Origin of the sequence: Curtobacterium sp. 314Chir4.1 (genome assembly GCF_900215175.1) — a bacterium.
GTDB classification, from domain to species: domain Bacteria; phylum Actinomycetota; class Actinomycetes; order Actinomycetales; family Microbacteriaceae; genus Curtobacterium; species Curtobacterium pusillum_A.
Map to the genome: position 1 here is coordinate 30,088 of NZ_OCMI01000004.1, position 25,406 is coordinate 55,493.

Consider the following 25,406-nt stretch of genomic DNA (forward strand, 5'->3'; position numbering starts at 1 on the left):
CGCGGTGGCGGGCCGGCTCCGCGGGCGCGGCGGGGTCGTAGCCCGGCACCGGCTGGGTGGTGACGCGCCTGCGGCGTCGACCCGCGCCTCCAGGCTGTGCGTCCGTCTCGCCGCCGTCGGTCGCTGGTCGGACGGGGCCAACGCCTGACGACGCGTCCTCGGCCCGCGTCCACGTGCCCACCAGCTGGTCCGTCCCGGGCGTCACCGGCCCCGCGGGCCGGTGTGCCCGCCGTGTCATCGGCGGGCCGGGATCGGCGGGATCGAGATCTCCTGCGTGGCGCCACGGTCGACGCCGAGCACCGACGCGACCGTGTTCGCGACGCGGTCCGGGTCGGAGAACAGCTGGAACGCGTGCACGCGCACGTAGTGCCAACCGAGTCGGCGGAGCACCTCGGGGCGGAGTCGCAGCGACTCGCGCAGCGACCCCTTCACGAGCGACGCGTCCGTCTCGATCGTCACGCAGACACCGCCGTGCGCGGCGACCAGGCCGAGCTTGCCGCGGTGGCCGAGCGCGACGGGGATACCGCGCATCTCGAGGCGACGGGCCAGGTCGACGAGCAGCGGGTCGGAGTCGTCCGGCACGTACTCGGCGGTCGTGCGGGCACGGACCTCGGCGAGGATCTCGGCGAGTGCGACGGTGCCGTGGCCCATCCGCTCGGCCTCGATGTCGGAGGGCTGGAAGCACGTGACGATCACCATCGAGCGGCGCGCGCGGGTCATCGCGACGGCGAGCAGGCGCTCCCCGCCGGGCTTGCCGAGCGGACCGAAGTCGCGCAGCACACGACCGTGCGGCGTCCGTCCGTACCCGATCGAGAACACGACCCGGTCGCGGCTCTGGGCGACGGACTGCTCGAGCGTCGCCACGATGAACGGTTCGGCCCGGTCGCCGATGACGAACTCGGTGAGGTCCTTGTGCCCCTGCGCCGCGGTCAGCACGGCCTGCTCGACCCGGACGGCGTGCTTCGCCGACGCGGTGATGACCATGAGGGACTCGGTCGGCCGGGTGCGCGCGTGGTCCATGACGAGCCGGACCACGCGGTCCACCTCGGCGTCCACGCTCTCGACGGCGCCGGACTCCGGGTCCGGGACCGCCTTGCCGTCGCTGACGTAGTCGAGCGCGATCGAGCCGTGCCCGAGGAACGACCCGGCCCACGGCAGCGACTCGATGCGGCCGCCGTAGAAGCGGCGGTTCACGAGTTCGGCGAGGTCCTCGCCGCCGGCGCGGTACGAACGCGTCAGCGACAACGTCGGCAGCAGGGTCGACAGCTTCGCGAGCGCGGAGTCGGCGTGGAAGGCGTCGAGCGTCTCCTCGTCGACCTGCAGTGCCCGGTGCGCGGGGTCGACGGCGATCCGGAACGGCGACGGCGTCTGCGTCACCGGGTCACCGAACACGACGGTCTGGCGGGCCCGACGGACGGCACCGACGGTCTCGGCGATCGTCACGGCACCGGCGTCGACCAGGATCACGGTGTCGAACGGCATCGTGTCCGCGATCTGGGCGACCTCGTACGGCGAGGCGAGCCACACCGGCGCGATCGACCGCGACAGGTGCGGCGCGGAGTCCTGCAGGAGGCGCGAGGTGATCGCGCCCTCCTTCAGCTGCGTCTTGAGGGCGGTGGACTCCTCCGGCCAGTCGACGAGACCGACCTTCCAGTTCTCGGCGAGCTGCCACGCCAGGCCCTGGGACACCCCGGCCGCGTGCGCGTCGTCGACGAGGCGGAAGTCGGCCTCGACCCGGTCGAGCATGTCGGTGTTCGCACCGAGCAGGGCGCGGTCGGACTCGAGCATGGTCTCGAGTGCGGACTGCCACCAGGCGAGCTCGAGCTCGGCGGGGACGTGGGTGTCCGGGACGTGCCGGTTCGCCAGGTCGGTGATGAGCGGCTCGAGCTGCAGGTCGCGCAGGGTCTGCATGAGCTCGGTGCGCTCCTGCAGGTTGTGCAGGACGTCGGACTCCTCGGCCAGGCGTGCGATCGTCGGCACGAGCTCGTCGATCGGGACGTTCGCCAGCTGGGTCTCGCGGGCGGTGCGGCCCAGCGGCTCGTCGAGGCGCGCGAGGTCCTGCACCACGTTCGAGAACAGCACCTGCACGTCCGCGATGCCGGTGGGCACCTCGGGGTTCACACCGGCGGCGACGTAGCGCTGCCAGAGGACGCGCTGCTGCTGGACACGGGTGAGCGCCTCGTGCAGGTCGGAGACGTGCACGCCGGGACGGACGTACTCGCGCGCCAGCTTCTTGAGGCGGCGACGGTTGGTGCTCGACATCGGCGCACCCTCACCACGCGGGGCGGTGGCGGCCACGAGCTCGGACACCGAGCGGTCGAAGACGACGGGCAGGAACCGGTCGAGGGTGTCCCGGATCTCGGTGAGCAGGCGCAGGTAGATGCCGAGCTCGTTGATCGTCGTGAACTGGCGCATGTGCGTCGTCGCCACGAGGTCGTGGGCGCGGCGCAGCAGCGTCGGCAGGGCGTCGGCGTCGAGGTCCTTCGCGATCTTGTGGGCGCGCTGCGCACCGTCGCTCGTCGAGAACTTCGCGCCGTACCAGGGCGAGTCGTCCGGGCCGTAGCGGAACTCGCCGAGGTTCGCCGCGCTGACCATCGTCTCGGCGACGCGTGAGCGCCCCTCGACCATGCTCGTCACGCTCGTCTTCGAGAGCCGCGCCGTGGTCGACGGCGGGACCGGCAGGAGGGACAGCCGCGAGAGCTCGACGAGGCAGTCGAGCACCGAGACGCGGAAGTCCGGGTCGACGCGGGTGAGCGACCCGCGGTAGTCCGTGAGCACCTTGCGGAGTCGGACCAGGGCGTCGTCGACCTCGCGCAGGTTCGGACGGGAGGCCTTCTCGTTCCGGGCGATCGCGCGGACGACGTCACGCCGGAGCGTCGACGGGGTCACGGCGACACCGGGCAACTGCACCTCGGCGAAGCGGGCGGCGATGCCGCGCAGGGTCGCCCGGCGCGGGCTCACGACGAGCACGCGCTTGTTCGCGGCGACGAGGCCGCCGAGCGCGTTCACGATCGTCTGCGTGCCCCCCGTGCCCGGGAGGGTCTTCACGACGATCGAGTTGCCGGCCGTGATCTGCGCGATCACGTTCTCCTGCTCGTCGTCGGCGTCGAGCAGGAGCGTGTCCGTCTCCGGGCTGCGCTCGTCGGACGGCGTCTGCTCGACCGGGTGGTACGACTGCTCGACCTGCCACTTGGCGCTCGGGTTGCCGGCGAGGGCGTCGAGGACCGGGTGGGACAGGTCCTCGGTGTCCTCGACCATGCCGGACGCGACCTCGGCGAACGTGGACACGACGAGTCGTGCGTGCACCGAGAAGCCGGGGATGTGCGCGGTCAGGCCGCGGAGCCGGTCGATCACGGGGTTCGGCGTGAACGACCCGTCCTGCTGGGCCAGGGCGACGAACGACTGGGCGTCGAGGATGACCCCGAAGTGCTCGTGCAGCGCGTCGGCGAGGCCCGGGTTCAGCACGGGCTCGCCGAGCAGGCGGACCTCGAAGTCACGGCCGTGGCGACGGATCGCGAGCGGTCGGAGGAGCACCGGGCCGCGGAACTGCTCGTCGCCGTGCTTCCAGTCGGCCATGCCGATGCCGAGCTTCACGGCGTCGATGCCGCGCACGGTCGCGAGCTCGGTGCCCTTCGCCTCGACGTGTCCGGCGGCGATGCGGGCGGCGCGGAGCGCGACCTCGTCGCGGATCAGGCTCGACAGCAGCGTCGTCTTGCCGGTGATGAACTGGGCCAGGCCGCCCGGGTGCGTCGTCGAGAGTTCGATGCGGGCGCGCGGGTGGTCGGCGAAGTGGGTGAGCGGGCTCGTGCCTCCGACACCGGTCAGCTGCTTGCGCCAGACGTCCCACACCGGTTCCGCGGCGTTCCCGGCCTGGAGGCGCGGATCACCCAGGCTGATCGCCTGCGGACTCGTGAGCTGCAGCTCTGGACGCAGGGTGCGGTCGGGTTCGTCCGTCACCACGGCCTCTTCCTGGTGCCCCCGTCGGTCCTGCTCCCCCTGCCGGTCGTGCTGTCCGTCTGCGGGCGCGTCGGCGCCCTCGACGGGGACGTCGTCGTTCACGTCGTCCTCACCGTCGGTCACCCTGTCCGCTCGCCACACATCCGACACTGTAGGCGGAAGCGGGCTGCCACTCTGGCAATGAACCGAGGTTTCGGGGTTTCCGGGGGCGCACGATGCGATCCACGCGGACCCGATGTGGTACCAACGGGGCATGGCCATCGACGACCGCACTGCTCCGTCCACCCCCGCACCGGAGTCCACCTCCGGGCCGAACCGGCGCCGATCGGTCCCGGCGGAGATATCGCGCTCGTGGCTCCTCGTCGCCGGGACCGCCGCTGACCGCTTCGAACGGGCCCAGCGATCCCGCGCCGACCAGATCATCCTCGACATCGAGGACGCCGTGGACCCGGCAGCGAAGCCCGGTGCTCGGAACACCGTGGCGTCCTGGCTGGCCGGCGGCGGCGAGGCGTGGGTGCGCATCAACGACGTCACGACCGACTTCTGGGCGGACGACGTCGAGGAACTCCGCGGCCTGCCCGGGCTGCAGGGCGTGATGCTCGCGAAGACGGAGTCGCCCGCGCAGGTCACCGACACGTGGCACCGGCTCGGCGGCCAGACCCCGGTGATCGCCCTCGTCGAGTCGGCGGTCGGCATCGAGGAGTCGGTGTCGATCGCGAAGGCCCAGGGCGCGTTCCGACTGGCGTTCGGATCCGGCGACTACCGCCGTGACACCGGCACGAGCGCCGACACGCTCGCGATGGCGTACCCGCGGTCGAAGCTCGTCGTGGCCTCCCGCGTCGGTGGCCTGCCCGGCCCGATCGACGGCCCCACGGTCGGTTCGTCGCACCCGATCCTCCGCGAGCAGTCGCAGGTCGCGGTGTCGCTCGGCCTCACCGGCAAGCTGTGCCTCGACACCGAGCAGCTGCCGGTCATCAACGAGGTGATCTCCCCCACGCCGACCGACGTCGCCTGGGCGCAGGACTTCCTCGACGACTTCGAGGCCCGCGGGAAGGTCATCCGCGACGGTTCCGACCTGCCACGACTCGGTCGCGCGCAGAAGATCCAGCGCCTCGCACAGGCGTTCGGCGTCGAGGCGCGGTAGGACTGCACCCATGACCTGGTCGAACGTCCCCGGCGGTCCGCCGCAGCCCACTCCCCCCGGTTCCGGCGACCCGCAGCGCGCGGCGTGGGAGCGCGGTGGCACGACCCTGTTCCCGCCCGCCAAGCTCGCCGACCGGATCTCGACCGTACTGCTGCTGGCGTTCGGTGCGGTGATGACGATCGTCACGGCGGTCGTCGGCATCATCGCGGTGATCTCGGCGACGGCGACGTGCGACGCGTCGGCGGGGTGCTCGCCGGGGGCGTACATCGGCGGCACGGCGATCGCGGTCGGCGGGGCGTTCGTGATCGGGGTGGCCACGGTCGTCCTGGCGATCGGCGCCTGGATCCGGCGGCGGTCGTCCTGGTGGATCGCCGCGGTGGGCTTCGTGCTCGCGATCGCGGTCATCACGTGGGGTGGCGTCGTGTTCGCGGGGGCCGCCGACGCCGGCACGGCCTCGAGCTCGTCGGGCACCACCGCCTGACGCGGACGCACGTGCGGCCGCGGACGCATGTGCGGCGGTGGACGCGGCCGGACGGCGGACGGGAGGCGCGGGGCGGGCCCGCACCGTGCCTCCCGTCCGGGACGGCGTAGCGTCCAGGGCATGGTGACGGTCTCGCGCACGACGGTCGCGGTGGTCGGCGGCGGCCCCGCCGGGGTGGTCCTCGGCCTGCTGCTGGCCCGGGCGGGCATCGCCGTGCGGGTGGTCGAGAAGCACGACGACTTCAACCGGGACTTCCGCGGTGACACCGTGCACGCCTCGACGATCCGGCTGCTCGACGAACTCGGCCTCGGAGAGCGGTTCGCCGCGCTGCCGCAGTCACGGCTGGACGACTTCTCGCTGCCGATGCCCGACGGCTCGCGGCTGCTGCTCGGCGACTTCTCGCGCCTGCGACCGCCCTACGACCACGTCGCGATGGTGCCGCAGTGGGACCTGCTCGACGTGCTCGTCACCGCCGCCCGCGAGGAGCCCTCGTTCGACGTCTCGATGGGGCTCGCCGCGACGGGGACCATCGAGGAGAACGGCGTCGTGACCGGCGTCCACCTCCGCCCGTACCGCGGGGACGGCGAACCCCAGGAGCTCCGCGCGGACGTGGTCATCGCCTGCGACGGACGCGACTCCGTGCTGCGCGCCGCGGCGGGACTGCACCCCCGCTCCTTCCCGGTGCCGTTCGACACGTGGTGGTTCCGGCTCCCCCGCAGACCCGGCGACGCCACGACCGCGCTCGTCCCGGCGTTCTCCGGCACCGACGTCCTGCTGAGCTTCCCGCGGCCGGACTACCACCAGGTCGCGTACTTCGCGCCGAAGGGGTCCGATGCCGCCCTCCGCGCCGAGGGGCTCGAGGCCTTCCGCGCACGGGTCGCCCGGCTCCGGCCGGACTTCGCGGACCGCGTCGACACGATCGCGTCGATGGACGACGTGCACGTGCTCGACGTCCGGATGGACCGACTGCCCCGGTGGTGGCGACCGGGGCTGCTCTGCATCGGGGACGCCGCGCACGCGATGTCCCCGGCCGGCGGCGTCGGCATCAACCTCGCCGTGCAGGACGCCGTCGCGACTGCCGCGGTGCTCGCGCCGGCGCTGCAGCGGGGGCTGCGCGGGGCGGCACTCGACCGCACCCTCGCCAGGGTGCAGCGACGTCGGACACCGCCGGCCGTGGCGATCCAGACCGCGCAGGCGATGCTGCACCGGGTGGTGTTCGAGCGGGCGTTCGCGGGCGGGCTGCAGTCCGGTCCGCCGAAGCTGCCCGTCCTGCTCGCCCGGTGGGTGCCGCCGGTGCGCGGGCTCTACGCCCGGGGCATCGCGTTCGGGCCGTTGCCGGAGCACGCCCCCGCCTGGGCACGGCGCTGACCCTGGACACCGACGTGCGGTCCCGGCGCATGCTGGGGACATGAAGCAACGAGTCATCGGAGACGTGTCGGTCAGTGCCATCGGGCTGGGTGGCATGCCCATGTCCATCGAGGGACGACCGGACGAACGGCAGGCGATCGCCACGATCCACGCCGCACTCGAGGCCGGCGTCACGATCATCGACACCGCCGACGCGTACCACCTGGCCGCCCACGACGAGGTGGGGCACAACGAGGAGCTCATCGCGCGGGCCGTCCGGGAGTTCCACGGTCCCGCCGACGACGTCCTCATCGCCACGAAGGGCGGACACCTCCGTCCGGAGGCCGGCGCATGGGCGCAGAACGGGCACCCCGACTACCTGAAGCAGGCGGCGAAGGCCTCCGCGAAGCGCCTCGGCGTCGAGACGATCGGCCTGTACCAGTTCCACCGGCCGGACCCCGCCGTGCCGTACGCCGACTCCGTCGGGGCCCTCGCCGAGCTGCTCGACGAGGGCGTCATCCGGATGGCGGGCATCTCGAACGCCGACCCGGACCAGATCCGCACGGCGAACGAGGTGCTCGACGGCCGTCTGGCCTCGGTGCAGAACCAGTTCTCGCCGAAGTTCCGCTCGAGCGAGCCCGAACTGGCGCTCTGCGACGAGCTCGGCATCGCGTTCCTGCCGTGGAGTCCCCTCGGCGGCATCGCGAACGCCGCGGAACTCGGCACCGCCTACGAGGACTTCGCGTACATCGCCCGGGACCGCGGGGTCACCCCGCAGGTGGTCGCACTGGCGTGGGAGCTGCAGAAGAGCGACGTCGTCGTCCCGATCCCCGGTGCGTCGCGCCCACAGTCGATCCTCGACTCGGTGACGGCCGCGACCGTGAAGCTGCGTCCGGAGGACGTCGCCAGGCTCGACGCGTCGCAACCGGCGGCCGCGTAGACGACGCACCCCGCGCCTCCGGGTCGGCTGTGCCGTCTGCCTGGAGGCGCGGGGTGCGTTCGTCCGTCGGCGTGCGTCAGGCCGTGCAGGACTTCTGGAAGTCGTTGCCGGCCTCCTGGACCTTCGTGGTCGTCTCGGTGAACTTCGAGATGTCGGCCGACTGCGGGTCCTTCGCGATGGCCTCGATCTGCGTGAGCATGTCGGTGTAGGCCGTGTGGAAGGCCTCGGCCTTGGGCTTCACGGTCGGGTTCGTGACGGCGTCGACGCCCTCGGAGAGCGAGGTGTCGAACTCCTTGAGCTTCGCGACCGCGGCCTGCGGGTCGGACTGGAGCTTGGCGACCTCGGACTGCAGTCCCTGGGCGGCGGACTCGACCTTCGACTCGAAGGCCTTGCACGCGGCCGTCTTCGACTGGGTCGGGGTCTCCTTCGCGGCGGTGGTCGCACCGGTGCCGGAGCCGCCGGTGGAGCAGCCGGCCAGGAGTGCGACGGCGATGGCGGCCGTGGCGAGCGAGACGAGCTTCTTCGTCATGGTGATGGGTCCCCCCGGGTCTGACCGTGCCCCTCGGTCAGGGCACGGATCCGCATCGAGAGTACATGGGGGACGCACAGGTCCGGCAGGCCGATCACGAGCCCGGCACAGCCGTCCGGACGGTCCGGGAGCGTAGCGTCGACGCCATGCGTGCCATCCTCCCGGTCAACGGTTCCCTCGACGTCACCGACCTCCCCGACCCGGTGCCGGGCACCGGCGAGGTCCTCATCGAGGTCGTCGCCGCCGGGGTGAACAACGCGGACCTCCAGCAGGTCGCCGGCAACTACCCGCCGCCGCCAGGCGCCTCGGAGGTCCTCGGCCTCGAGGTCTCCGGCACGGTCCGCGCGCTCGGCGACGGCGTCGACGGGTTCGCGGTCGGCGACCGGGTCTGCGCCCTGCTGTCGGGCGGCGGGTACGCCTCGCTCGTCGTCGCACCGGCCACACAGGTGCTGCCGGTGCCGGACGGCGTCGACCTGGTCGAGGCGGCTGGGCTCCCCGAAGCCGCGTGCACCGTGTACTCGAACGTCGGCATGCTCGCCGGACTGCGGCCGGGGCAGACCCTCCTGGTGCACGGCGGCACCGGCGGGATGGGGTCGCACGCCGTGCTGTGGGCGAAGGCACTCGGGGCGACGGTCGTCGCGACCTCGGGTGGCGAGCGGAAGGTCCGGGCGTCCGAGGAGCTCGGCGCGGACCTCGTGGTCGACCACCGCTCCGAGGACTTCGTCGCCAGGACGCTCGAGTTCACCGACGGTCGCGGGGTCGACGTGGTGCTCGACGTCGTCGGACCGGAGTACCTCGGCCGGAACCTCGAGGTCCTGGCGACGAACGGGCACATCGCCGTGATCGCTTCGGGCAGCGGACGCACGGGCGAGCTCGACTTCGGCGCGATGATGCGGAAGCGGGCGACGATCAGTGCCACCACCCTGCGCGCACGGCCGCTCGCCGAGAAGGCCACGATCGTCGAGGCCGTCCGGTACAACGTGTGGCCGTTCGTCGCGGACGGTCGCGTGTGCCCGGTGATCGACGCGGTCCTGCCGCTCACCGAGGCCGCCGAGGCGCACCGGCGGGTCCGGGACGGCGAGGTCGTCGGGAAGGTGCTGCTGACGCCCTAGGCGCCCGCGGCCCGCTGGCCCCGGACGAGGTCGAGCACCTGCCCGCACTTCGCCCCGAACGTCGCCCGCAACAGGTCGGCCGCGTCCGGGTCGTCGTCGAACCGGGAGGGCATGTCGATCGCCAGCATGATCGCGAAGATCATGCCGCTGCCGAGGAACCCCTGGACCTGGTCGTCGGCGATCCCGGCCTCGTCGCGGAGGAACCGGTAGAGCTCGAGGAACCCCGCCCGGGCCGCGGCACCGATCGCCGGTTCGGCGCCGGACACGAACCCCTGGAGCAGCAGCGTGTGCAGCCCCCGCCTGGCTGCGAGGTCGACGAACTGCTCGCCGATGACGTGCGCCGCGGTCTCGTCGGGCCCGAGGTGCGCGAGGGTCTCCCGCCAGGCGTCGAGCAGGATGTCGAGGGTGTCGCGGAAGACCTCGAGGAAGAGCGCTTCCTTCGAGCCGAACATCCGCACCACGTAGGGCTGGCTGATGCCGGCGGCCGCCGCGATCTGGTCCGTCGTCGTGCCGTTGTAGCCCTGGCTGCCGAAGAGTCCGCGCGCCGCCTCGAGGATCATCGCGCGACGCTGCGCGGCGGGCATGCGGACGGCCGTCGCCGGAGCCGGTGCAGATGCCGAGGGAGTCATGGTTGACATGTTATCAGTCGATTACTACAGTCACCCTTCGTAAGTAATCATCCGATTACCAAACCGAACGGACCCCCACCATGGAACGACGCATCCCCGTCTGGCTGGCCATCGCCGCCGCGTCCCTCCCGATGTTCATGGCGACGCTCGACAACCTCGTCGTCACGAGCGCCCTGCCCGCCGTGCACGCGGACCTCGGCGCCTCGGTCGAGGAGCTGCAGTGGATCACGAACGCCTACACGCTCGCGTTCGCGGCGCTCATGCTGCTCGCCGTCGGCCTCGGCGACCGACTCGGTCGACGGCACCTCTTCGTCGCCGGCATCGCCGTGTTCACCGTGTCCTCCGCGTTCGCCGCCCTGAGCACCGATCCGACGTCGCTCATCGTCTGGCGCGCGATCGAGGGCGCCGGCGCCGCCGCGATCATGCCGCTCTCCCTCACCCTGCTCGTCGGCAGCGTCCCCGACCGGCTCCGCACCGTCGGCATCGGCGTCTGGGGCGGCATCTCCGGCCTCGGCGTCGCCCTCGGCCCGCTCATCGGCGGAGCCGTCGTCGAGGGCTGGAGCTGGGAGGCGATCTTCTGGCTCAACGTGCCCGTCGGCATCGTCGCCGTCCCGCTCGCACTGTTCGCGCTGCCGAACACCCGCGGTGCCCGTGTCCGCGCCGACGTCGTGGGTGTCCTGCTCGCCGGCCTCGGGGTGCTCGGCGTCGTCTTCGGGGTCGTCCGCGGCAACGACGCCGGCTGGACGAGCGGCGAGGTGCTCACCGGGCTGATCGGCGGCGGTGTGCTGCTGGTCGCGTTCGTGCTCTGGCAGGCCCGCACCACGGCGCCGCTCCTGCCCCTGCGGTTCTTCCGCGACCGGAGCTTCGCCCTCGCGAACATCGTCGCGATGACGTTCTCGTTCGGCGCCTTCGGCGCGGTGTTCATCCTCATCCAGTTCCTGCAGGTCGTGCAGGGGCGCACTCCGCTCGAGGCCGGCGTCTGGACGATGCCCTGGACCCTCGCGCCGATGGTCGTCGCCCCGCTCGCCGGGATCATCGCGCCCCGGGTCGGCACGCGTGTCCTCATCACCGGCGGCATGGTGTTCCTGTCCGCCGGTCTGTTCTGGATCGCCGGCACGATGGCCGCGGACGTCACGTTCGCCACGCTGCTGCCGGGCTTCCTGCTCGCCGGCATCGGGATGGGCGCCGTGTTCGGGCCGATCTCGACGGCGGTGCTCGCCCGGATGCCGCAGCACGACCACGCGAAGGCGTCCGGTGCGAACTCGACACTCCGGGAGATCGGGGTCGCGCTCGGGATCGCCGTCCTGACGGCCGTCTTCACGGGCAACGGCGGGCAGCTCACGCCGACCGGCTACGTCGACGCGGCGCAGCCCGCCGTGGTGGTCGGGGCGGCCGTGGTCGCGGTCAGCGCGATCGTCGCGGCGTTCCTGCCGGCCGGTCGGTCGGCGCACGTCCCCGAGACGGTCACCGACGACGGCCTGGAGGCACGGCTCGCCGCCGCCTCGCCGGCCCCCGTCGCGTAGTCGGTCGCGCCCGGAGTGTGCGAGGTCCCGGGCACGGTGGGATGTCGCGGACCTCGCACACTGGTCGGCACCTCGCACGGCGGAGAGCGTGCCTCGCACGGTGCGAGCCCGGCGCGGACTACGCGTGGACGCGCGAGAGGAACTCGACCAGCGCGGGGTGCTCCGGGGTGTCGAGGACGTCGGCCGGGGCACCCTGCTCCACGACCTCGCCCTGGTGCAGGAACACGATCCGGTCGGCCACGTTCCGCGCGAAGTGCATCTCGTGCGTGGTCATCAGGATCGTCGAACCCTGCCGCTTGAGCTCGGTGACGAGGTCGAGGACCTCGCCGACGAGCTGCGGGTCGAGCGCACTCGTGACCTCGTCCAGCAGCAGGAGCTCGGGGTCGGACGCGATCGCCCGCACGATGGCGACGCGCTGCTGCTGCCCGCCGGAGAGCCGGTCCGGGTACGCCCCCGCGAAGTCCGCGAGGCCGATCCGCCCGAGCAGTCGCCGCGCGTTCTCCTCCGCCGACGCCCTGCCGACGCCGTGCACCTGCCGCGACGCGAGCGTCACGTTGTCGAGCACGCTCATGTGCGGGAACAGGTTGAACTGCTGGAAGACGACACCGATCCGGGCGCGCGTCGCGTCGACGTCGACCCTCGGGTCGGCGATGTCGGTGCCCTGCAGCAGGATCTCGCCGTCGTCGATGCCCTCGAGCAGGTTCACCGTCTTGAGCAGCGTCGACTTGCCCGAACCGGAGGCCCCGATGACGCAGATGACCTCGTGGCGGTGCACCGCCAGGTCGATCCCGCGCAGGACCTCGTGCGCGCCGAAGGCCTTGCGCAGGCCGCGCAACTCGAGGACCGCGCCCGACGCGTCGGGCGTGATCCGTGCCTCCAGGCCGGACCCGGTGCTGCTCATACGGTGCCCCCGATCTGCTCGCGCCGCTGCTGCCGACGTGCGATCGCGTCCGTGACGCGGATCAGCGGCAGGCTGATCACCACGAACAGCAGACCGGCGACGAAGTACGGGGTGAAGTTGTAGGTCTCCGCCTGGGCGATCTGCGCGGACCGGACCGCGTCGACGGCACCGAGGATCGACACCAGGCCGACGTCCTTCTGCATCGACACGAAGTCGTTCATGAGTGCCGGGGTGACCTTGCGGATCGCCTGCGGCAGCACCACGAGCCGCAGCGTCTTCGCGTGCGACAACCCGAGCGACCGGGCGGCGAGGCGCTGCGAGGGGTGCACGGCCTCCATGCCGGCGCGGAGCACCTCAGCGATGTACGACGAGTACGTCAGCACGATCGCGATGGTGCCCCAGACCTCGGCGGGCAGCCGCGGGAAGACCCCGAGGCCGGGGATCCCGTACCCGACCAGGTACAGCACGATGATGAGCGGCAGTCCGCGGAACAGGTCGGTGTACCCGGTGGCGAGCATCCGCAGCGGGAAGAACACCGGGTTGCGCAGGCCCCGCACCACCGCGAGCAGCGTGCCGAACACGGCGACGCCGATCGCGCTGAAGAACAGGATCCGGACGTTGAGCCACAGCCCCTCGAGGATCGACGGGAACGAGTCGATGGCCGTCTGCGGGTCGAAGAACGACTGCTGGACCGCGGCCCAGCCGGGCGTGTTCACGACGCCGAAGTACACGACCGCGATGACGACCACCGTCGAGGCGACCGACACCACGATCGAACGGCGGCCGCGCTGCCGACGGTAGAGGCGACGTTCCAGCTCGATCTGGCTCGGCGCGGATGCGGCCACCGGGGTGCCGGCGCCGGCGCCGGCGGGGACGGTCACGCGGCTACTTCAGGACGGGGGTGTTGGTCTCCGAGGAGAGCCACTTGGTCTGCAGGTCCTTCAGGGTGCCGTCGTCGCTCAGCGTCTTCAGGGCCTTGTCGACCTTGCTCGTCAGCTCCGAGTCCTTCGGCAGCACGAATCCGAACTGGTCGCCCTTGCCGTCCGCGGGGAACTGCGCCGAGACCGTGCCGTCGTCGAGCTGCGCGGACGCCATGTAGAACGCCGTCGGCAGGTCGGTCACGATCGCGTCGATCTGGCCCGACTTGAGCGCCAGCACGGCGTCGTCGTTCGAGTTGAACACCTGCGGGGTGACCCCGAGCACGCTCTTCACGGACGCGATGCTCGTGGAACCGGTCGCGACCCCGATGGCGTCCTTCTTGAGCTCGTCGATCGTGGTGTGGTCGACGGCCTTCGACTTCTGGGTCGTCACGACCGCCTGGGTCGTCGTGTAGTACGCACTCGACATGTCGACGGCCTTCTTGCGCTTGGCGTCGATCGAGAACTGCTGGACGTTGAGGTCCCAGTCCTTCGGGCCCGGTGCGATCGCGCTGTCGAACGTGCTGCGCTTCCAGACCACGTCGGCCTTGCTGTAGCCCATCTCCTTCGCGACCGCGTAGGCCACGGCGGACTCGAAGCCCTTGCCGGACTGCGGCTTGTTGTCCTCGACCCACGGCGAGTACGCGGGCTGCCCGGTCGCGATCGTGAGCTTGCCGTCGGTGACGGTGCCGTCGGCGCTGCTGCCACCGGCGGAGCAGGCGGACAGCGCGAGTGCGGCGACCGCGGCGGTGGCCACGGCGATGGTGAGGCGGAGGGAACGGGTCACGGTCGGGCCTTCGTGCGAGGGGTGGGGGCAGGTCGAAGTGTACTTCGCGGTGGGATACCAACGCGACTCCGGAGGTCGCACGGCGGGGAGGGTTCTCGCCAGCACCTGCCGGGAGTGCGGCGAGACGCCGCCGATGCCCCGAGACGCCGTCTGGCTGTCGAGACGCCGCCTGGCTGTCGAGACTCCGCAGGATCCGGCGGCGTCTCGACGCCGGCGCGGCGCCTCGACCGGGTGAACCGGTCTCGGCGCAGCGAGACACCGCCCTGGAGCCGACCACACACCGGACTGGAGGCGCGGCTCGACGCCGCCACGTGCCTCCAGTCCGCCGGACGTGCCGTCGCGAGACGCCCCACCGGTGGCGAGACACCGTCTCGCCCGCGGGACACCGCGGGATCCGGCGGCGTCTCGACGCCGGCGCGGCGCGTCAGCGCGCCCGCGGCGTCTCGTCTCGACGAGACGAGACGCCGCGGGACGCCGCGGGACGCCGCGGGACGGCGCGGGACGGCGAGACGCGCCGGCGCCGCGGCGCCGCTCAGTCGGCGAGCGTGAAGTCCTCGAACGAGAAGCCCGGCGAGACCAGGCAGCTCAGCAGCACCTCGCCGTCACCCGGCAGGGTCCGCTGCCAGACACCACCCCGGACGAACGCCTGCGCGTCGTTCACCCGGTCGCGCCCGGCGTCCGGCCCGAGGGTGATCGTCGCACCGGGCTCCGGCTGGTCGCCGGACCCGCCGAGCTGCAGCTCGACCGTGTCCGGCCCGTGCCACATCCAGATCTCGTCGCTCGTCACCCGGTGCCACGCGGACGCCTCACCCGGGGGCAGCAGGAAGTGGATGAGCGTCGCTGCGGGCCGGTCCCCCGCGGGCGTCGACACCGTCGCGGGCGAGGTCCACGTCCGGACGTACCAGCCGCCCTCGGGGTGCGGCTCCATGCCGAGGGCCACGGCACGCTTGGGGACGTCGAGCCACTCGATGAGCTCGCCGTCCACCGTGCGTCGGGCAGCCATGCCGGGTCGGGGTGCGGTTTCGGTCACGGTTCCTCCTGGGTGTTCGGGGTGAGCACGCCGTCGGCGGCGCGGACGACTCCACGGATGACGGTCGCGACCGCTCGGCCGGCCCCGTCCTCGACGAGTTCGGCCATCGCGTCCGGCACCGTGCGGGCATCGACGTCGAACACGGCGAGGTCGGCGCGGGCCCCGACGGCGAGGTGCCCGACTCGGTCCGGACCGACCGCGAGTCCCATGGCGTGCGCGCCACCGAGGGTCGCCGCCGCGAGGAGCCGTTCGTGCAGGTCCCGGTGGCCGTAGCCCTGTGCCCGGGCGATCCGGTGCAGCGCCGTGACGTCGGCCATCAGGTCGAGGGACGGCGAGGACGACAGCGAGTCGGTGCCGATCGCGACGGGGCTGCCCTCGCGCAGGTAGTCGGCGACGGGCGGCGGGTCGAGTCCGATGACGGCGTTCGAGCGGGGGCAGAGCGCGACGGCGGTCCCGCGCGCCCGGAGCAGTGCCCGGTCGGCGGCGGTCATGTACACGCCGTGGGCGATGTGGCAGTCGGGGCCGAGCACACCGAGCCGGTCGACGAAGGCCGTCGCGCTCGCGCCGAACCCGAGCGCGCGCATCGCCCGGAACGAGGGCACGTTCGCCAGGTGCCAGTCGGTGCCGTGTCCGACACCGTCGACGCCGTCCAGCCCGGGGACCGGGCCGAGGGCGATGCGCTCACCCTCGAACGCGGCCTCGCCGAGGTGCAGGTGCAGCCGGAGTCCGCGCTGTCGGACGATGTCGGGCAGCTCGAGCAGGGGCGCGACGTCGAGCGAGTAGGGCGCGTGCGGGGAGAGTCCGGCACCGGGGGTGGTGGGGACCCGTTCGAGCTCGGCGAGCACCTGGTCGCGGCCGTGGGTCTGCCAGGCCTCGTTCTCCCAGTCCATCACCTCCCAGTAGGCGATCCCGCCGAGGCCCGAGTCCTCGAGCACGGTGGCCGCCTCGATGTCGGTGACGATGTCCGCGATGCTCGTCACGCCGGCGAGGATCGACGCCTCTGCACCAGCGGCGGCCTCGGCGCGCCAGTCGTGCGGTTCGGCGTAGTCCTCGTTGAACGCGGCCGCCCAGTCCTCGAACCCGCTGTACTGACGTCGGCCGACACTGGCCATGCCGGTGTACTGCAGGTGCGAGTGGGCGTTGACGAGCCCGGGGAGGAGCGCTCCGCGCCACCGCCGCTCGGTGAACGGCGTGCCCGCGTTCGCCAGCTGGTCGACCACCCACGAGCGGTCGCCGACGTGCAGGATGCGACCGTCCTGCACCGCCACGGCGCCGTCCGCGATCGGCGGTGCCGTCATCGGGACGACGATGCGCGCCGCGTGCACCGTGACGGGATGCGCCGTCATGCTGGGTCTCCGAAACGGCGGGTCCGGACGTCCGGCTCGCGGTCCGCCGGGTGCTCGGCGAGACCGACGGGAGGCGCGGGTCGGCTCCCGAACGCGGCGAGCGCCGCGCGGGCGGTCGCCTCGTCCACCGCGGGGTCGATCGGCACGACCGCGCGGTCGAGTTCGTCGCCCCGTTCGAGGAGCATCCGCACGGCGCCGAGCTGCGCCGCGAAGGACAGGTCCATGATCTCGACGGGGTTGCCCTCGGCAGCGGTGATGTTGATGCAGCCGCCGTCGTCGAGCAGGAGCACGTGGTGGCCGTCCTCCCACGTGAGGCGTTCGACCTTCCGGCTGATCGTCGTCCGGGCGGCGCCGTCGACGACCGCGGCGTGGACCGCGACCTCCTGGTCGACCCCGCCCGCGACGGCGACGACCGCCCCGTCCGCGCAGGCGCGCAACACCCCGAGGTCGATCGTGTCCGACACCCCCGTCGCGCTCATCACCAGGTCGGCCTCGCGCACGGCGTCGGTGAGCGGCGCGACGGCGTGGCCGGCGAACAGCGCCTGCAGGGCGCGGACCGGGTCCGTCTCGGCGACCGTCACCCGGAACCCGAGCGCGGCGAGCACCAGCGCGACCCCCTCGCCGACGTGCCCGTACCCGGCGACGACAGCCGTGCCTCCAGTCCGGACCCGGTGCGCGTCGGACGTGAGCCCGTCGACCAGGTCGAGCACCGCGAACACCGTCGACTGCCCGGTGCCGTACCGGTTGTCGAAGAACGTCTTCGTACGGGCGTCGTTCACGGCGACCACGGGGATGCCGAGCGCGCCGCGGGACGCCATCACGCGGAGCGGGCGGAGACCGCTCGTCGTCTCCTCGGCGGCACCGAGCATCGTCGGCAGCAGGTCCGGGCGCTCCTGGTGGGCCAGCCGGATCAGGTGCGAGCCGTCGTCGAGCAGGATGTGCGGCCGGGTGTCGAGCATCGCGAGGGCGAGCGCCTTCTGCTCCGCGGTCGTGGCGGTGCTGCTCGCGTGGACGGTCAGTCCGGCCTGCCGCAGCACCTCGGCGACGGCGTCGTCGGTCTCGTCGGCGTGGGCGTAGACGACGACCTCGGCGCCGGCGTCCCGGAGGAGCAGGCTCAGCACGGCCGTCTTGGGCTCGAGGAACATCGCGACGCCGATCCGGGTGCCGCGGAGGAATCCGCCGTCCCGGAGCTCGGCGGCGACGGCTCGGGAGACCGGCATGGAGCGGCGGGCCCAGCGCAGGCGCGCCTCCGCGGCCGGGTCGTCCTCGGGGTCGCGGCCCGTGGAGACGAGGAACACGTCGTCCGACAGCACCGGGACGCCGAGCACCCCGGGGCGGGCACTCGTCACGGGCCCGAACGCGTCCTCGTCGACGGCGGGCATGTGCCGACCGGCGTCGACCACGACCAGGGTGGCGCCGCGGGGGCGGTCGGCCTCGCGCTCGATGACCGCGGTCGACTCGTCGGGGGTGCCGAGGCACCAGAGCTGGTCGACGGGTTCGTGGCCGGCGGCGGCGCGGGCCCCGAGCCCGGTGAGCAGACCGTGCAGCGCTGCGGTGTCGCGGGGGTCGCCACCGACGATCCGGAACCGGCGTGCGGCGACGAGCATGTTCGTCGCCGCTGCGAACCGCCGGACGGCCTCGGACGCCCAGGCGAGGGTGTCGGGGTCGGGTCCTGGCGGCATGGTCCAATCGTATGGAATACCGAGCGGCTCCCGGACGTAGTCTCTGGACATGAGCGATGCATCCTTCGACAAGGTCACGATGTTCGGTGCGGACTGGTGCCGCGACTGCCGCCGTTCCAAGGCGCTGCTCGACACCCTCGGGGTCGACTACGAGTACGTCGACGTCGAGGAGGACCTGTCGGCCGCCGGACGCGCCGAGGAGATCAGCGGGCGCAAGAACATCCCCGTCGTGGTGCTGCCGAACGGCAAGCACTTCGTGGAGCCGTCCGACGCCGAGCTGCGCTCGGAGCTCGAGGCCGCCGGCGTCGTCTGACGCGACCGCGGGCGGGGCGGGGCCCTGCGACGGGACGCGGCCTTGCCGCGAAAGCGACAGATTGCCGCGACAGTATCGCGGGGAACTGCCGCTTCGGCGGCACGGACCGCGCCGACTGGCGTGATCCTGTCGCTTCAGCGGCACCGGCCGCGCGCCTCGCGCCTCGCGCCTCGCGCCCGCGACGCGACCACGAGGCTGGAGGCGCGGTGCGCGCCGGACGTGCACCGCGCCTCCAGGCCGTGGTTGCGGCCACCCAGCCCAATCCGCGCGGACATCGGATGAATCGGGCATGATGGCCGCGTGATCATCGATGCTCACCACCACCTCTGGGACCCAGCCGACCGGCCGTACCCCTGGATGGACGACTCCGTCGCCCCGATCCGCCGCCGGTTCGACGTGGACGACCTCCGCACCGCGACGCGCGACACCGACGTCACGCGGACGATCGTCGTGCAGGCCGTCCACGATCCCGGCGAGACAGCGTGGCTCCTCGCGCAGCCCGCACCGGTCGCCGGCGTCGTCGGCTGGGTCAACCTGACCGCACCGGACGTCGCCGACCGCCTGGCCGAGATCGCCCGTCCGCACTTGGTCGGGATCCGGCACCAGGCACAGGACGAATCCGATCCCGAGTGGCTCGCACGCCCCGACGTCGTGCGCGGAGTGCGCGCACTGGCCGAGGCCGGGCTCGTGTTCGACCTGCTCGTCCGCGCCCGGGAACACCGCGCTGCGCTCGCCCTGGTCGACGCCGTACCGGAGGCGTCATTCGTGCTCGACCACGCGGGGAAGCCGACGATCGCGTCCGGTGACCCCGGGTGGCGGGAACGGATGCGCGACCTCGCGGCCCGGCCGAACGTCGTCTGCAAGGTGTCGGGCCTGCTCACCGAGGCCGGTCCGGACTGGCGGCGTCAGCCGGTGGCCCGGTACGCCCGGGAGGCCGTCGAGACCTTCGGTCCGGACCGTTGCCTGTTCGGGTCCGACTGGCCGGTGTCGACCCTGGCGACGGACTACGCGGACACCCTGCACACCACCCAGGACGCACTCGCCGACCTGACGCCGGACGAGCACGACGCGGTGTTCCGGGGCACGGCCGAGCGTGTGTACCTTGCCGGAGTATCGACCCAGACATAGGATGTTTCTGCTGCACCGTCGCAGCAGGAGAGTGAGGAACGATGCGGTTCGCACGACTGGGCCCCGCCGGGAACGAGATCCCCGTGGCCATCGACACCGACGACGAGGTCCTCGACCTCCGGAGCATCACGAGCGACATCAGCGGACCGTTCCTGGCGTCCGACCCGGGCCCGGTCGAACTCGTCCGTCACGCCCGGGCGGCCGGCGACCTCCCGGTGCTGCCGCGCGACGAGGCCGACGCACTGCGACGCGGCGCTCCGGTCGCCCGCCCCGGCAAGGTCGTCTGCATCGGCCTGAACTACCGCGACCACGCGGCCGAGACCGGCGCCGAGATCCCCACCGAGCCGATCGTGTTCATGAAGGACCCGATGACGGTGATCGGCCCCGACGACGAGGTGCTCGTCCCCCGCGGCAGCACCAAGACCGACTGGGAGATCGAGCTCGCGATCGTCATCGGCACCACCGCGCGGTACTGCGACTCCGCCGAGGAGGCCGCGACCCACATCGCCGGGTACGCCATCGCCCACGACGTGTCCGAGCGCGCGTTCCAGCTCGAGCGCGGCGGGCAGTGGGACAAGGGCAAGTCCTGCGAGACCTTCAACCCCCTCGGGCCCTGGCTGGTCACCCCCGACGAGGTCGACCCCGCGGCCCTCGCGCTCCGGCTCACCGTCAACGGCGAGGTGCGGCAGGACGGCACCACCGCCGACATGATCTTCCGGCCCGCCGAGATCGTCCGCTACCTGTCGCAGTTCATGGTCCTGTACCCGGGCGACGTGATCAGCACCGGCACCCCGGCGGGCGTCGCACTCGGGAGCGGTGCCCCGTACCTGCGTCCCGGCGACGTCGTCGAGCTCACGGCCGACGGGCTCGGCGCACAGCGACAGACGATCGGGGCGGCGTGATGACCGACCTGCGAGGCCCCGTCGGCGGGCGCAGCCACGACGGCGTCCGAGCGATCGTCACGGGCGGCGCGTCCGGCATCGGTGCCGCGATCGTCGCCGCACTGCAGGACCGCGGCGCGACCGTCGCCGTGCTCGACCTGCAGTCCTCGGACGCCGGGGTGTTCTCGGTACCGTGCGACGTGAGCGACGACGACTCCGTGCGCGCCGCCGTCGACGCCGCGGTGGAGCACCTCGGCGGCCTCGACGTCCTGGTGAACAACGCCGGCATCGGCGCGCAGGGCACGGTCGAGGACAACCCCGACGACGAGTGGCGCCGCGTGTACGAGGTCAACGTGCTCGGCACCGTGCGCCTCTCCCGCGCCGCGCTGCCGCACCTGCGGGCCTCCGGCAACGCCAGCATCGTGAACACCTGCTCGATCGCCGCCACGGCCGGACTCCCCCAGCGCGCGCTGTACTCCGCGACGAAGGGGGCGATCGCGGCGCTCACCCGGGCGATGGCCGCTGACCACCTCCGCGAGGGCGTCCGCGTCAACGCCGTCAACCCGGGAACCGCGGACACCCCGTGGGTCGCGCGCCTGCTGTCGACCGCGGGCGACCCGGCTGCGGAACGCGCAGCCCTGGAGGCACGGCAACCGCACGGTCGCCTCGTCGCGGCCGAGGAGGTCGCCGAGGCGGTCGCGTACCTGACGAGTCCGTTCGCCCGGTCCACGACCGGGGTCGACCTGGCGGTCGACGGCGGGATGCAGGCGCTGCGGCTCCGGCCTGCCTGATGGTGCTGATCGAACGGTCTGGGCCCACGCCGCCGGTTCCGGGCCGACGCGCCAGCGGCGGACCGGCCGTGCCGGTGGGGAGAGGCACGGTGCCGGTATCGTCAGCGTGTCCCGTCCGCTCGTGGTCGGGTCCCAGGAGGTGGTGACGTGGCTTCGCTGACCGACGACGCGATCGCGCGCATCCAGCAGATGATCGTGAGCGGCGAACTCCAGCCCGGGCAGCGCCTGCCGCCGGAGAAGGAGCTCAGCGAATCACTGGGGCTGTCACGGAACAGCCTGCGCGAAGCGGTGAAGGCCCTCGAACTCATCCGCGTGCTCGACGTCCGACGCGGCGACGGCACCTACGTCACCTCGCTCGAGCCGTCGGTGCTGCTCGAGGCGGTGTCGTTCGTCGTCGACATGCACCACGACCGGTCCCTGGTCGACCTGCTCGAGGTCCGTCGCATCCTGGAGCCCGCGTCCGCCGTCCTCGCGACCGCCCGGGCGTCGGAGCAGCAGATCGACGACCTGGCGACCCTGATGCACTCGGTCGGCGAGGACACCGGCGTCGAGGACCTCGTCGCCCACGACCTCCTGTTCCACTCGACGATCGCCGGCATCGGCGGGAACCAGTACCTGTCCGGGCTGCTCGACGCCCTGTCCAGCAAGACCGTGCGGGTGCGGGTGTGGCGCGGCCTGACGCAGAACGGCTCGGTGCAGCGCACCCTCGACGAGCACGCGGCGATCGTGGACGCCATCCGCCGCCGGGACCCGCAGCTCGTGCAGGCACTCGTGGTGTCGCACGTCGAGGGCGTCGAGCGCTGGCTCCGCCGCTCCCTCGACTGACGCGAACCCGTCAGTCCTCCCAGGCAAGGGCGTGTTGGGTCGGACGTCGGCCCTGACTCCGGCAACCATGCCGCGGCAACCGCACCCACGAGGAGGAAACCGTGCTCGGTCTCATCATCAGCTTGATCATCATCGGACTCATCGCCGGCGCCATCGCGCGACTGGTCATCCCCGGCAAGCAGCACATCTCGATCCCCATGACCATCCTGCTCGGGATCATCGGGTCGTTCGTCGGGGGCTTCCTCGGGTTCCTGATCTTCCAGCACGACCCGATGGACGGCTTCTTCCAGCCGGCTGGCATCATCGGCTCGATCATCGGCGCGATCATCGTGCTGTTCGTCTACACGCGCTTCGCGGGTCGCTCGGCGCGCACGAACTGACGCAGCGCGCGTCCCAGGCCCCTGGTTCCGCCGGGTGCCGCACAACCAAAGTCGCCCCGAACCGCGCAAGTCCGTGGTTCGGGGCGACTTTGGTTGTGCGCGGCCCGCAGCCCGCGGCCCGCGGCCCGCAGCCCGCAGACGCCGCCGTCAGCCGCCGCCGTCAGCCGCCGAGCAAGCCCGCCGCGCGCAGGTCGTCCCACAGCGCCTCGGGGACGACGGCCGCGGCGCGGGACACGTTGGAGCGCACCTGGTCGGCGGACTGGGCGCCGAGGGCGATCGCCCGGACGGCAGCGGCCCGGCGCGGGAACGCCAGTGCGGCTTCGGGCAGGGTGACGCCGTGCCGTTCGCAGACGTCGGCGATCGCGTTCGCCCGCTCGACGAGGGTCCCTGGCGCGGTCGCGTAGTCGTACGTCGCTCCGGCTCCGGGCCGGTCGACCCCGAGCAACCCGGAGTTGTAGACGCCGACCGCCACCACCGCGACGCCGAGCGCTTCGCACCGTGCGACGAGCGCTGCCGCGGGCTGTTCGAGCAGCGTGTACCGCCCCGCGAGCATGATGACGTCCGGGATGCCCGTCGACACCGCGGCCTCGAGCGCGGCCACCGAGTTCGACCCGACGCCGACCGCCCGGACCACGCCCTCGTCCCGCAGCTCGGCGAGGGTCGGCAGCGCCTGGGTCAGCCCGTCCGGCAGCGAGTACACGTCCGGGTCGTGCAGGTACGCGACGTCGACACGGTCGAGTCCGAGTCGGCCGAGCGACTCGTCGAGGGACCGCCGGACGCCCGACGGTGACGGATCCCACTGCCGGACGAGGTCGTTCGGCACCGCGAAGCCACCCGGCTCCAGGTCGTCTCTGTCGCCACGACCGGGAACGAGCAGCCGCCCGACCTTCGTGGAGACGAGGTACTCGGATCGGGGCCGCCCGGCGAGCGCAGCCCCGAGTCGGCGTTCGGACAGCCCGAGGCCGTAGTGCGGTGCGGTGTCGAACCCGCGGACCCCGGCGTCCCAGGCGGCGTCGACCGTGGCCCGGGCATCGTCGTCGGACACCGGCCGCAGCAGGTTCCCGATGCCCGCACCACCGAACCAGAACGGCCCGCGATCGAGGTCGAGGTCGGTCATCCCTGTCCTTCCAGCGTCCAGACGAGCGGGATCCCGTCGTCGTTCCCGGAGTAGTCGTCGTCGGCCTCGAGCAGCGGGTTGACGACGTCCTGCCAGGCGGCGTTCACCGGGTCGTCCGCGAGGGACCGACGCATCGCACGGTAGTCCTCGACCTCGATGAGGTGGACGAGGTCCTGCCCGTCGCGCCAGATGCTCCAGTTCGACACGCCGGCTGCCCGGAGCCGCTCGACGAGTGCGGGCGGGATGGCGGCGTGCACACGTTCGTACTCCGCCTCCATCCCGCTCCGCAGTCGGGTCCTCGAGAGGATGCGCTGCATCAGTCGCGCAGGAAGAGCTCGACGACGGGCACCGCGACGTCCGGTCGCACGATCGGCAGCGTGAGCGTCAGCGTCCCGGCCGGCTGCCCGCCGAGCCCGGTGTTCTGCGCCCGGGTCCCCGGCGGGATCTCCCGGTAGTGGATCTCGGACGCGTCGTTGAGCAGCTGCGCGTACTCCACCCGGCCGGCGAGGTCGGGCAGGTGCACGTGCTCGAACGGCCACGTGAACAGGTGCAGGTACAGCCGGTTGCCGCGCTGCGTGTACACGGTGCCGGCGGGCGCGGTGAAGGTCGACGGACCGGCGCCGTAGACGGACCGGTCGTGCCGGCGCATCCAGTCGCCCATGCCGGCGAGCGCCGACCGTGCGACCCCGTCGAACTCGCCGCGACCGGTCGGGCCGACGTTGAGGAGCATGTTCCCGTTGTTCGACACCCCGTCGACGAGCATCCGGACGAGCAGGTCGGTGCTCTTGACGTTGAGGTTGTCGCGGTCGTAGCCCCACGAGCCGTTGAGGGTCTGGCAGGCCTCCCACGGCACCTGGACGCCGTCGACCTCCATCGGCTTGTCCGGCTGGTACTGCTCGGGTGTGACGATGTCGCCGGGCAGGTCGAGCCGGTCGTTGACGATGATGCCGGGCTGGAGCCGCCTGGTCAGCGCCAGCAGCTCCTCGGATCCCCAGTCGTCGCGACCCTTGCCGCCCCAGATGTCCTCGTGGTCGTTGTCGCGGTACGAGAAGTCGTAGAACAGGTAGTCGATCCGCCCGTAGTCGGTCAGCAGTTCCTCCACCTGCCCGTGGAGGTACGAACGGTACCGGGCCATGTCACGGCCCTCGTTCAGCGCCGCGATCGCCGCGTCCCCGTCGTCCCGTCGCGGGTGCACGCCGTCGATGGTGAAGTCCGGGTGGTGCCAGTCGATGAGCGAGTGGTAGAAGCCGACCCGCAGGCCCTCGGCGCGGACGGCGTCGACGAACTCGCGCACGATGTCCCGGCCGAAGGGGGTGTTCGTGGACTTGTAGTCGGTCAGGGCGCTGTCCCAGAGCGCGAAGCCCTCGTGGTGCTTCGTGGTGAGGACGACGTACTTCATCCCGGCCTCACGGGCACGACGGGCCCAGTCGGCCGCGTCGAACAGGTCCGGGTCGAAGTGGTCGAAGTACTTCTGGTAGTCAGCGTCGGTGATCCGCTCGCGGTTCTTCACCCACTCGTGCCGTGCCGGCAGGGCGTAGAGCCCCCAGTGGATGAACATGCCGAACCGGTCGTGGGTGAACCAGGCGGGCAGACCGTTCGCGTCGGGGGCGACCTGCGGCGATGCGGGTGCGGTGATGGTCATGTGG

The 25,406-nt window shown here is 72.3% G+C and carries 24 protein-coding genes; 12 read left to right on the plus strand and 12 right to left on the minus strand.

Going from position 1 to position 25,406, the window contains the following annotated elements:
* Positions 1-234 precede the first annotated feature (234 nt).
* Entirely contained in the window at positions 235-4,080 is a 3,846-nt protein-coding gene (locus CRP27_RS12915; RefSeq protein WP_097181099.1) for an ATP-binding protein, read from the minus strand.
* 130 nt (positions 4,081-4,210) lie between these two features.
* Here CRP27_RS12915 and CRP27_RS12920 point away from each other — a divergent pair, with 130 nt between their 5' ends.
* From CRP27_RS12920 to CRP27_RS12935, 4 genes are all read left to right on the plus strand, one after another.
* Complete coding sequence (locus tag CRP27_RS12920) at positions 4,211-5,101, plus strand: CoA ester lyase (protein WP_255257585.1); 891 nt, start codon at positions 4,211-4,213, stop codon at positions 5,099-5,101.
* Between the two features lie 10 nt (positions 5,102-5,111).
* Entirely contained in the window at positions 5,112-5,582 is a 471-nt protein-coding gene (locus tag CRP27_RS12925; protein ID WP_097181100.1) for a DUF6264 family protein, read from the plus strand.
* 120 nt (positions 5,583-5,702) lie between these two features.
* A complete protein-coding gene (locus CRP27_RS12930) occupies positions 5,703-6,950 on the plus strand; it encodes an FAD-dependent oxidoreductase (RefSeq protein WP_097181101.1) in 1,248 nt (415 codons plus the stop codon).
* A 40-nt stretch (positions 6,951-6,990) separates the two neighbouring features.
* Positions 6,991-7,869, plus strand: a complete 879-nt coding sequence (locus CRP27_RS12935; protein WP_097181102.1) for an aldo/keto reductase — start codon at positions 6,991-6,993, stop codon at positions 7,867-7,869.
* Between the two features lie 76 nt (positions 7,870-7,945).
* Here the strand turns inward: CRP27_RS12935 and CRP27_RS12940 are convergent, their stop codons facing one another.
* A complete protein-coding gene (locus tag CRP27_RS12940) occupies positions 7,946-8,398 on the minus strand; it encodes a hypothetical protein (RefSeq protein ID WP_097181103.1) in 453 nt (150 codons plus the stop codon).
* Between the two features lie 146 nt (positions 8,399-8,544).
* Between CRP27_RS12940 and CRP27_RS12945 the strand changes: the two genes are divergently transcribed.
* Entirely contained in the window at positions 8,545-9,510 is a 966-nt protein-coding gene (locus CRP27_RS12945) for an NAD(P)H-quinone oxidoreductase (protein ID WP_097181537.1), read from the plus strand.
* Here the strand turns inward: CRP27_RS12945 and CRP27_RS12950 are convergent.
* Entirely contained in the window at positions 9,507-10,148 is a 642-nt protein-coding gene (locus CRP27_RS12950) for a TetR/AcrR family transcriptional regulator (protein WP_097181104.1), read from the minus strand. The genes CRP27_RS12945 and CRP27_RS12950 overlap by 4 nt on opposite strands.
* Before the next feature lie 71 nt (positions 10,149-10,219).
* On the opposite strand from CRP27_RS12950, the gene CRP27_RS12955 reads away from it, so the two are divergent.
* Entirely contained in the window at positions 10,220-11,662 is a 1,443-nt protein-coding gene (locus tag CRP27_RS12955) for a DHA2 family efflux MFS transporter permease subunit (RefSeq protein WP_097181105.1), read from the plus strand.
* A 118-nt stretch (positions 11,663-11,780) separates the two neighbouring features.
* Here CRP27_RS12955 and CRP27_RS12960 read toward each other — a convergent pair whose 3' ends face one another.
* From CRP27_RS12960 to CRP27_RS12985, 6 genes are all read right to left on the minus strand, one after another.
* Positions 11,781-12,563 carry an amino acid ABC transporter ATP-binding protein gene (locus tag CRP27_RS12960; protein ID WP_097181106.1) on the minus strand — a complete coding sequence of 261 codons (783 nt, stop codon included), beginning with the start codon at positions 12,561-12,563 and terminating at the stop codon, positions 11,781-11,783.
* A complete protein-coding gene (locus tag CRP27_RS12965) occupies positions 12,560-13,444 on the minus strand; it encodes an amino acid ABC transporter permease (RefSeq protein ID WP_097181107.1) in 885 nt (294 codons plus the stop codon). The genes CRP27_RS12960 and CRP27_RS12965 overlap by 4 nt, the downstream gene beginning before the upstream one ends.
* 4 nt (positions 13,445-13,448) lie before the next feature.
* Positions 13,449-14,267, minus strand: a complete 819-nt coding sequence (locus CRP27_RS12970) for an ABC transporter substrate-binding protein (protein ID WP_097181108.1) — start codon at positions 14,265-14,267, stop codon at positions 13,449-13,451.
* A 532-nt stretch (positions 14,268-14,799) separates the two neighbouring features.
* Entirely contained in the window at positions 14,800-15,297 is a 498-nt protein-coding gene (locus CRP27_RS12975; protein WP_255257586.1) for a cupin domain-containing protein, read from the minus strand.
* The gene (locus CRP27_RS12980) at positions 15,294-16,643 is read right to left on the minus strand and encodes an amidohydrolase family protein (RefSeq protein ID WP_097181110.1); all 1,350 of its coding nucleotides are present in this window, start codon (positions 16,641-16,643) and stop codon (positions 15,294-15,296) included. Before CRP27_RS12980 ends, CRP27_RS12975 begins: the two co-directional genes overlap by 4 nt.
* Positions 16,640-18,325 carry an adenosylhomocysteinase gene (locus CRP27_RS12985; protein WP_097181111.1) on the minus strand — a complete coding sequence of 562 codons (1,686 nt, stop codon included), beginning with the start codon at positions 18,323-18,325 and terminating at the stop codon, positions 16,640-16,642. The genes CRP27_RS12980 and CRP27_RS12985 overlap by 4 nt, the downstream gene beginning before the upstream one ends.
* Before the next feature lie 49 nt (positions 18,326-18,374).
* Between CRP27_RS12985 and CRP27_RS12990 the strand changes: the two genes are divergently transcribed.
* The 6 genes from CRP27_RS12990 to CRP27_RS13015 all read left to right on the plus strand — a co-directional run bounded on the left by CRP27_RS12990 (position 18,375) and on the right by CRP27_RS13015 (position 22,643).
* Positions 18,375-18,638 carry a glutaredoxin domain-containing protein gene (locus CRP27_RS12990; protein WP_079237185.1) on the plus strand — a complete coding sequence of 88 codons (264 nt, stop codon included), beginning with the start codon at positions 18,375-18,377 and terminating at the stop codon, positions 18,636-18,638.
* Between the two features lie 300 nt (positions 18,639-18,938).
* Positions 18,939-19,766, plus strand: coding sequence for an amidohydrolase (locus CRP27_RS12995; RefSeq protein ID WP_217990744.1), 828 nt, complete (start codon positions 18,939-18,941; stop codon positions 19,764-19,766).
* 41 nt (positions 19,767-19,807) lie between these two features.
* Positions 19,808-20,668 (plus strand): fumarylacetoacetate hydrolase family protein, encoded by an 861-nt coding sequence (locus CRP27_RS13000; protein WP_097181112.1) that lies wholly within the window; start codon positions 19,808-19,810, stop codon positions 20,666-20,668.
* Positions 20,668-21,438 (plus strand): SDR family NAD(P)-dependent oxidoreductase, encoded by a 771-nt coding sequence (locus tag CRP27_RS13005; RefSeq protein WP_097181113.1) that lies wholly within the window; start codon positions 20,668-20,670, stop codon positions 21,436-21,438. Before CRP27_RS13000 ends, CRP27_RS13005 begins: the two co-directional genes overlap by 1 nt.
* Before the next feature lie 147 nt (positions 21,439-21,585).
* Positions 21,586-22,263 (plus strand): FadR/GntR family transcriptional regulator, encoded by a 678-nt coding sequence (locus CRP27_RS13010; protein WP_079237189.1) that lies wholly within the window; start codon positions 21,586-21,588, stop codon positions 22,261-22,263.
* A 101-nt stretch (positions 22,264-22,364) separates the two neighbouring features.
* A complete protein-coding gene (locus tag CRP27_RS13015; protein ID WP_079237190.1) occupies positions 22,365-22,643 on the plus strand; it encodes a GlsB/YeaQ/YmgE family stress response membrane protein in 279 nt (92 codons plus the stop codon).
* Between the two features lie 160 nt (positions 22,644-22,803).
* Here the strand turns inward: CRP27_RS13015 and CRP27_RS13020 are convergent, their stop codons facing one another.
* From CRP27_RS13020 to CRP27_RS13030, 3 genes are read right to left on the minus strand one after another with little or no spacing between them, the layout of a single operon-like run.
* Positions 22,804-23,760, minus strand: coding sequence for an aldo/keto reductase (locus tag CRP27_RS13020; RefSeq protein WP_097181114.1), 957 nt, complete (start codon positions 23,758-23,760; stop codon positions 22,804-22,806).
* The gene (locus CRP27_RS13025) at positions 23,757-24,077 is read right to left on the minus strand and encodes an L-rhamnose mutarotase (protein WP_097181115.1); all 321 of its coding nucleotides are present in this window, start codon (positions 24,075-24,077) and stop codon (positions 23,757-23,759) included. The genes CRP27_RS13020 and CRP27_RS13025 overlap by 4 nt, the downstream gene beginning before the upstream one ends.
* Positions 24,077-25,402 carry an alpha-L-fucosidase gene (locus tag CRP27_RS13030; protein WP_097181116.1) on the minus strand — a complete coding sequence of 442 codons (1,326 nt, stop codon included), beginning with the start codon at positions 25,400-25,402 and terminating at the stop codon, positions 24,077-24,079. The genes CRP27_RS13025 and CRP27_RS13030 overlap by 1 nt, the downstream gene beginning before the upstream one ends.
* Positions 25,403-25,406 lie beyond the last annotated feature (4 nt).

Bases quoted from the DNA above. Each gene is read 5' to 3' on its own strand.
- CRP27_RS12955 (WP_097181105.1), top strand. From the start codon at position 10,220: ATGGAACGACGCATCCCCGTCTGGCTGGCCATCGCCGCCGCGTCCCTC.
- CRP27_RS13005 (WP_097181113.1), top strand. From the start codon at position 20,668: ATGACCGACCTGCGAGGCCCCGTCGGCGGGCGCAGCCACGACGGCGTC.
- CRP27_RS12950 (WP_097181104.1), bottom strand. From the start codon at position 10,148: ATGTCAACCATGACTCCCTCGGCATCTGCACCGGCTCCGGCGACGGCC.
- CRP27_RS12930 (WP_097181101.1), top strand. From the start codon at position 5,703: ATGGTGACGGTCTCGCGCACGACGGTCGCGGTGGTCGGCGGCGGCCCC.
- CRP27_RS12920 (WP_255257585.1), top strand. From the start codon at position 4,211: ATGGCCATCGACGACCGCACTGCTCCGTCCACCCCCGCACCGGAGTCC.
- CRP27_RS12925 (WP_097181100.1), top strand. From the start codon at position 5,112: ATGACCTGGTCGAACGTCCCCGGCGGTCCGCCGCAGCCCACTCCCCCC.
- CRP27_RS12985 (WP_097181111.1), bottom strand. From the start codon at position 18,325: ATGCCGCCAGGACCCGACCCCGACACCCTCGCCTGGGCGTCCGAGGCC.
- CRP27_RS12940 (WP_097181103.1), bottom strand. From the start codon at position 8,398: ATGACGAAGAAGCTCGTCTCGCTCGCCACGGCCGCCATCGCCGTCGCA.
- CRP27_RS12945 (WP_097181537.1), top strand. From the start codon at position 8,545: ATGCGTGCCATCCTCCCGGTCAACGGTTCCCTCGACGTCACCGACCTC.
- CRP27_RS12980 (WP_097181110.1), bottom strand. From the start codon at position 16,643: ATGACGGCGCATCCCGTCACGGTGCACGCGGCGCGCATCGTCGTCCCG.
- CRP27_RS13030 (WP_097181116.1), bottom strand. From the start codon at position 25,402: ATGACCATCACCGCACCCGCATCGCCGCAGGTCGCCCCCGACGCGAAC.
- CRP27_RS13000 (WP_097181112.1), top strand. From the start codon at position 19,808: ATGCGGTTCGCACGACTGGGCCCCGCCGGGAACGAGATCCCCGTGGCC.
- CRP27_RS12990 (WP_079237185.1), top strand. From the start codon at position 18,375: ATGAGCGATGCATCCTTCGACAAGGTCACGATGTTCGGTGCGGACTGG.
- CRP27_RS13020 (WP_097181114.1), bottom strand. From the start codon at position 23,760: ATGACCGACCTCGACCTCGATCGCGGGCCGTTCTGGTTCGGTGGTGCG.
- CRP27_RS12960 (WP_097181106.1), bottom strand. From the start codon at position 12,563: ATGAGCAGCACCGGGTCCGGCCTGGAGGCACGGATCACGCCCGACGCG.
- CRP27_RS12935 (WP_097181102.1), top strand. From the start codon at position 6,991: ATGAAGCAACGAGTCATCGGAGACGTGTCGGTCAGTGCCATCGGGCTG.
- CRP27_RS13025 (WP_097181115.1), bottom strand. From the start codon at position 24,077: ATGCAGCGCATCCTCTCGAGGACCCGACTGCGGAGCGGGATGGAGGCG.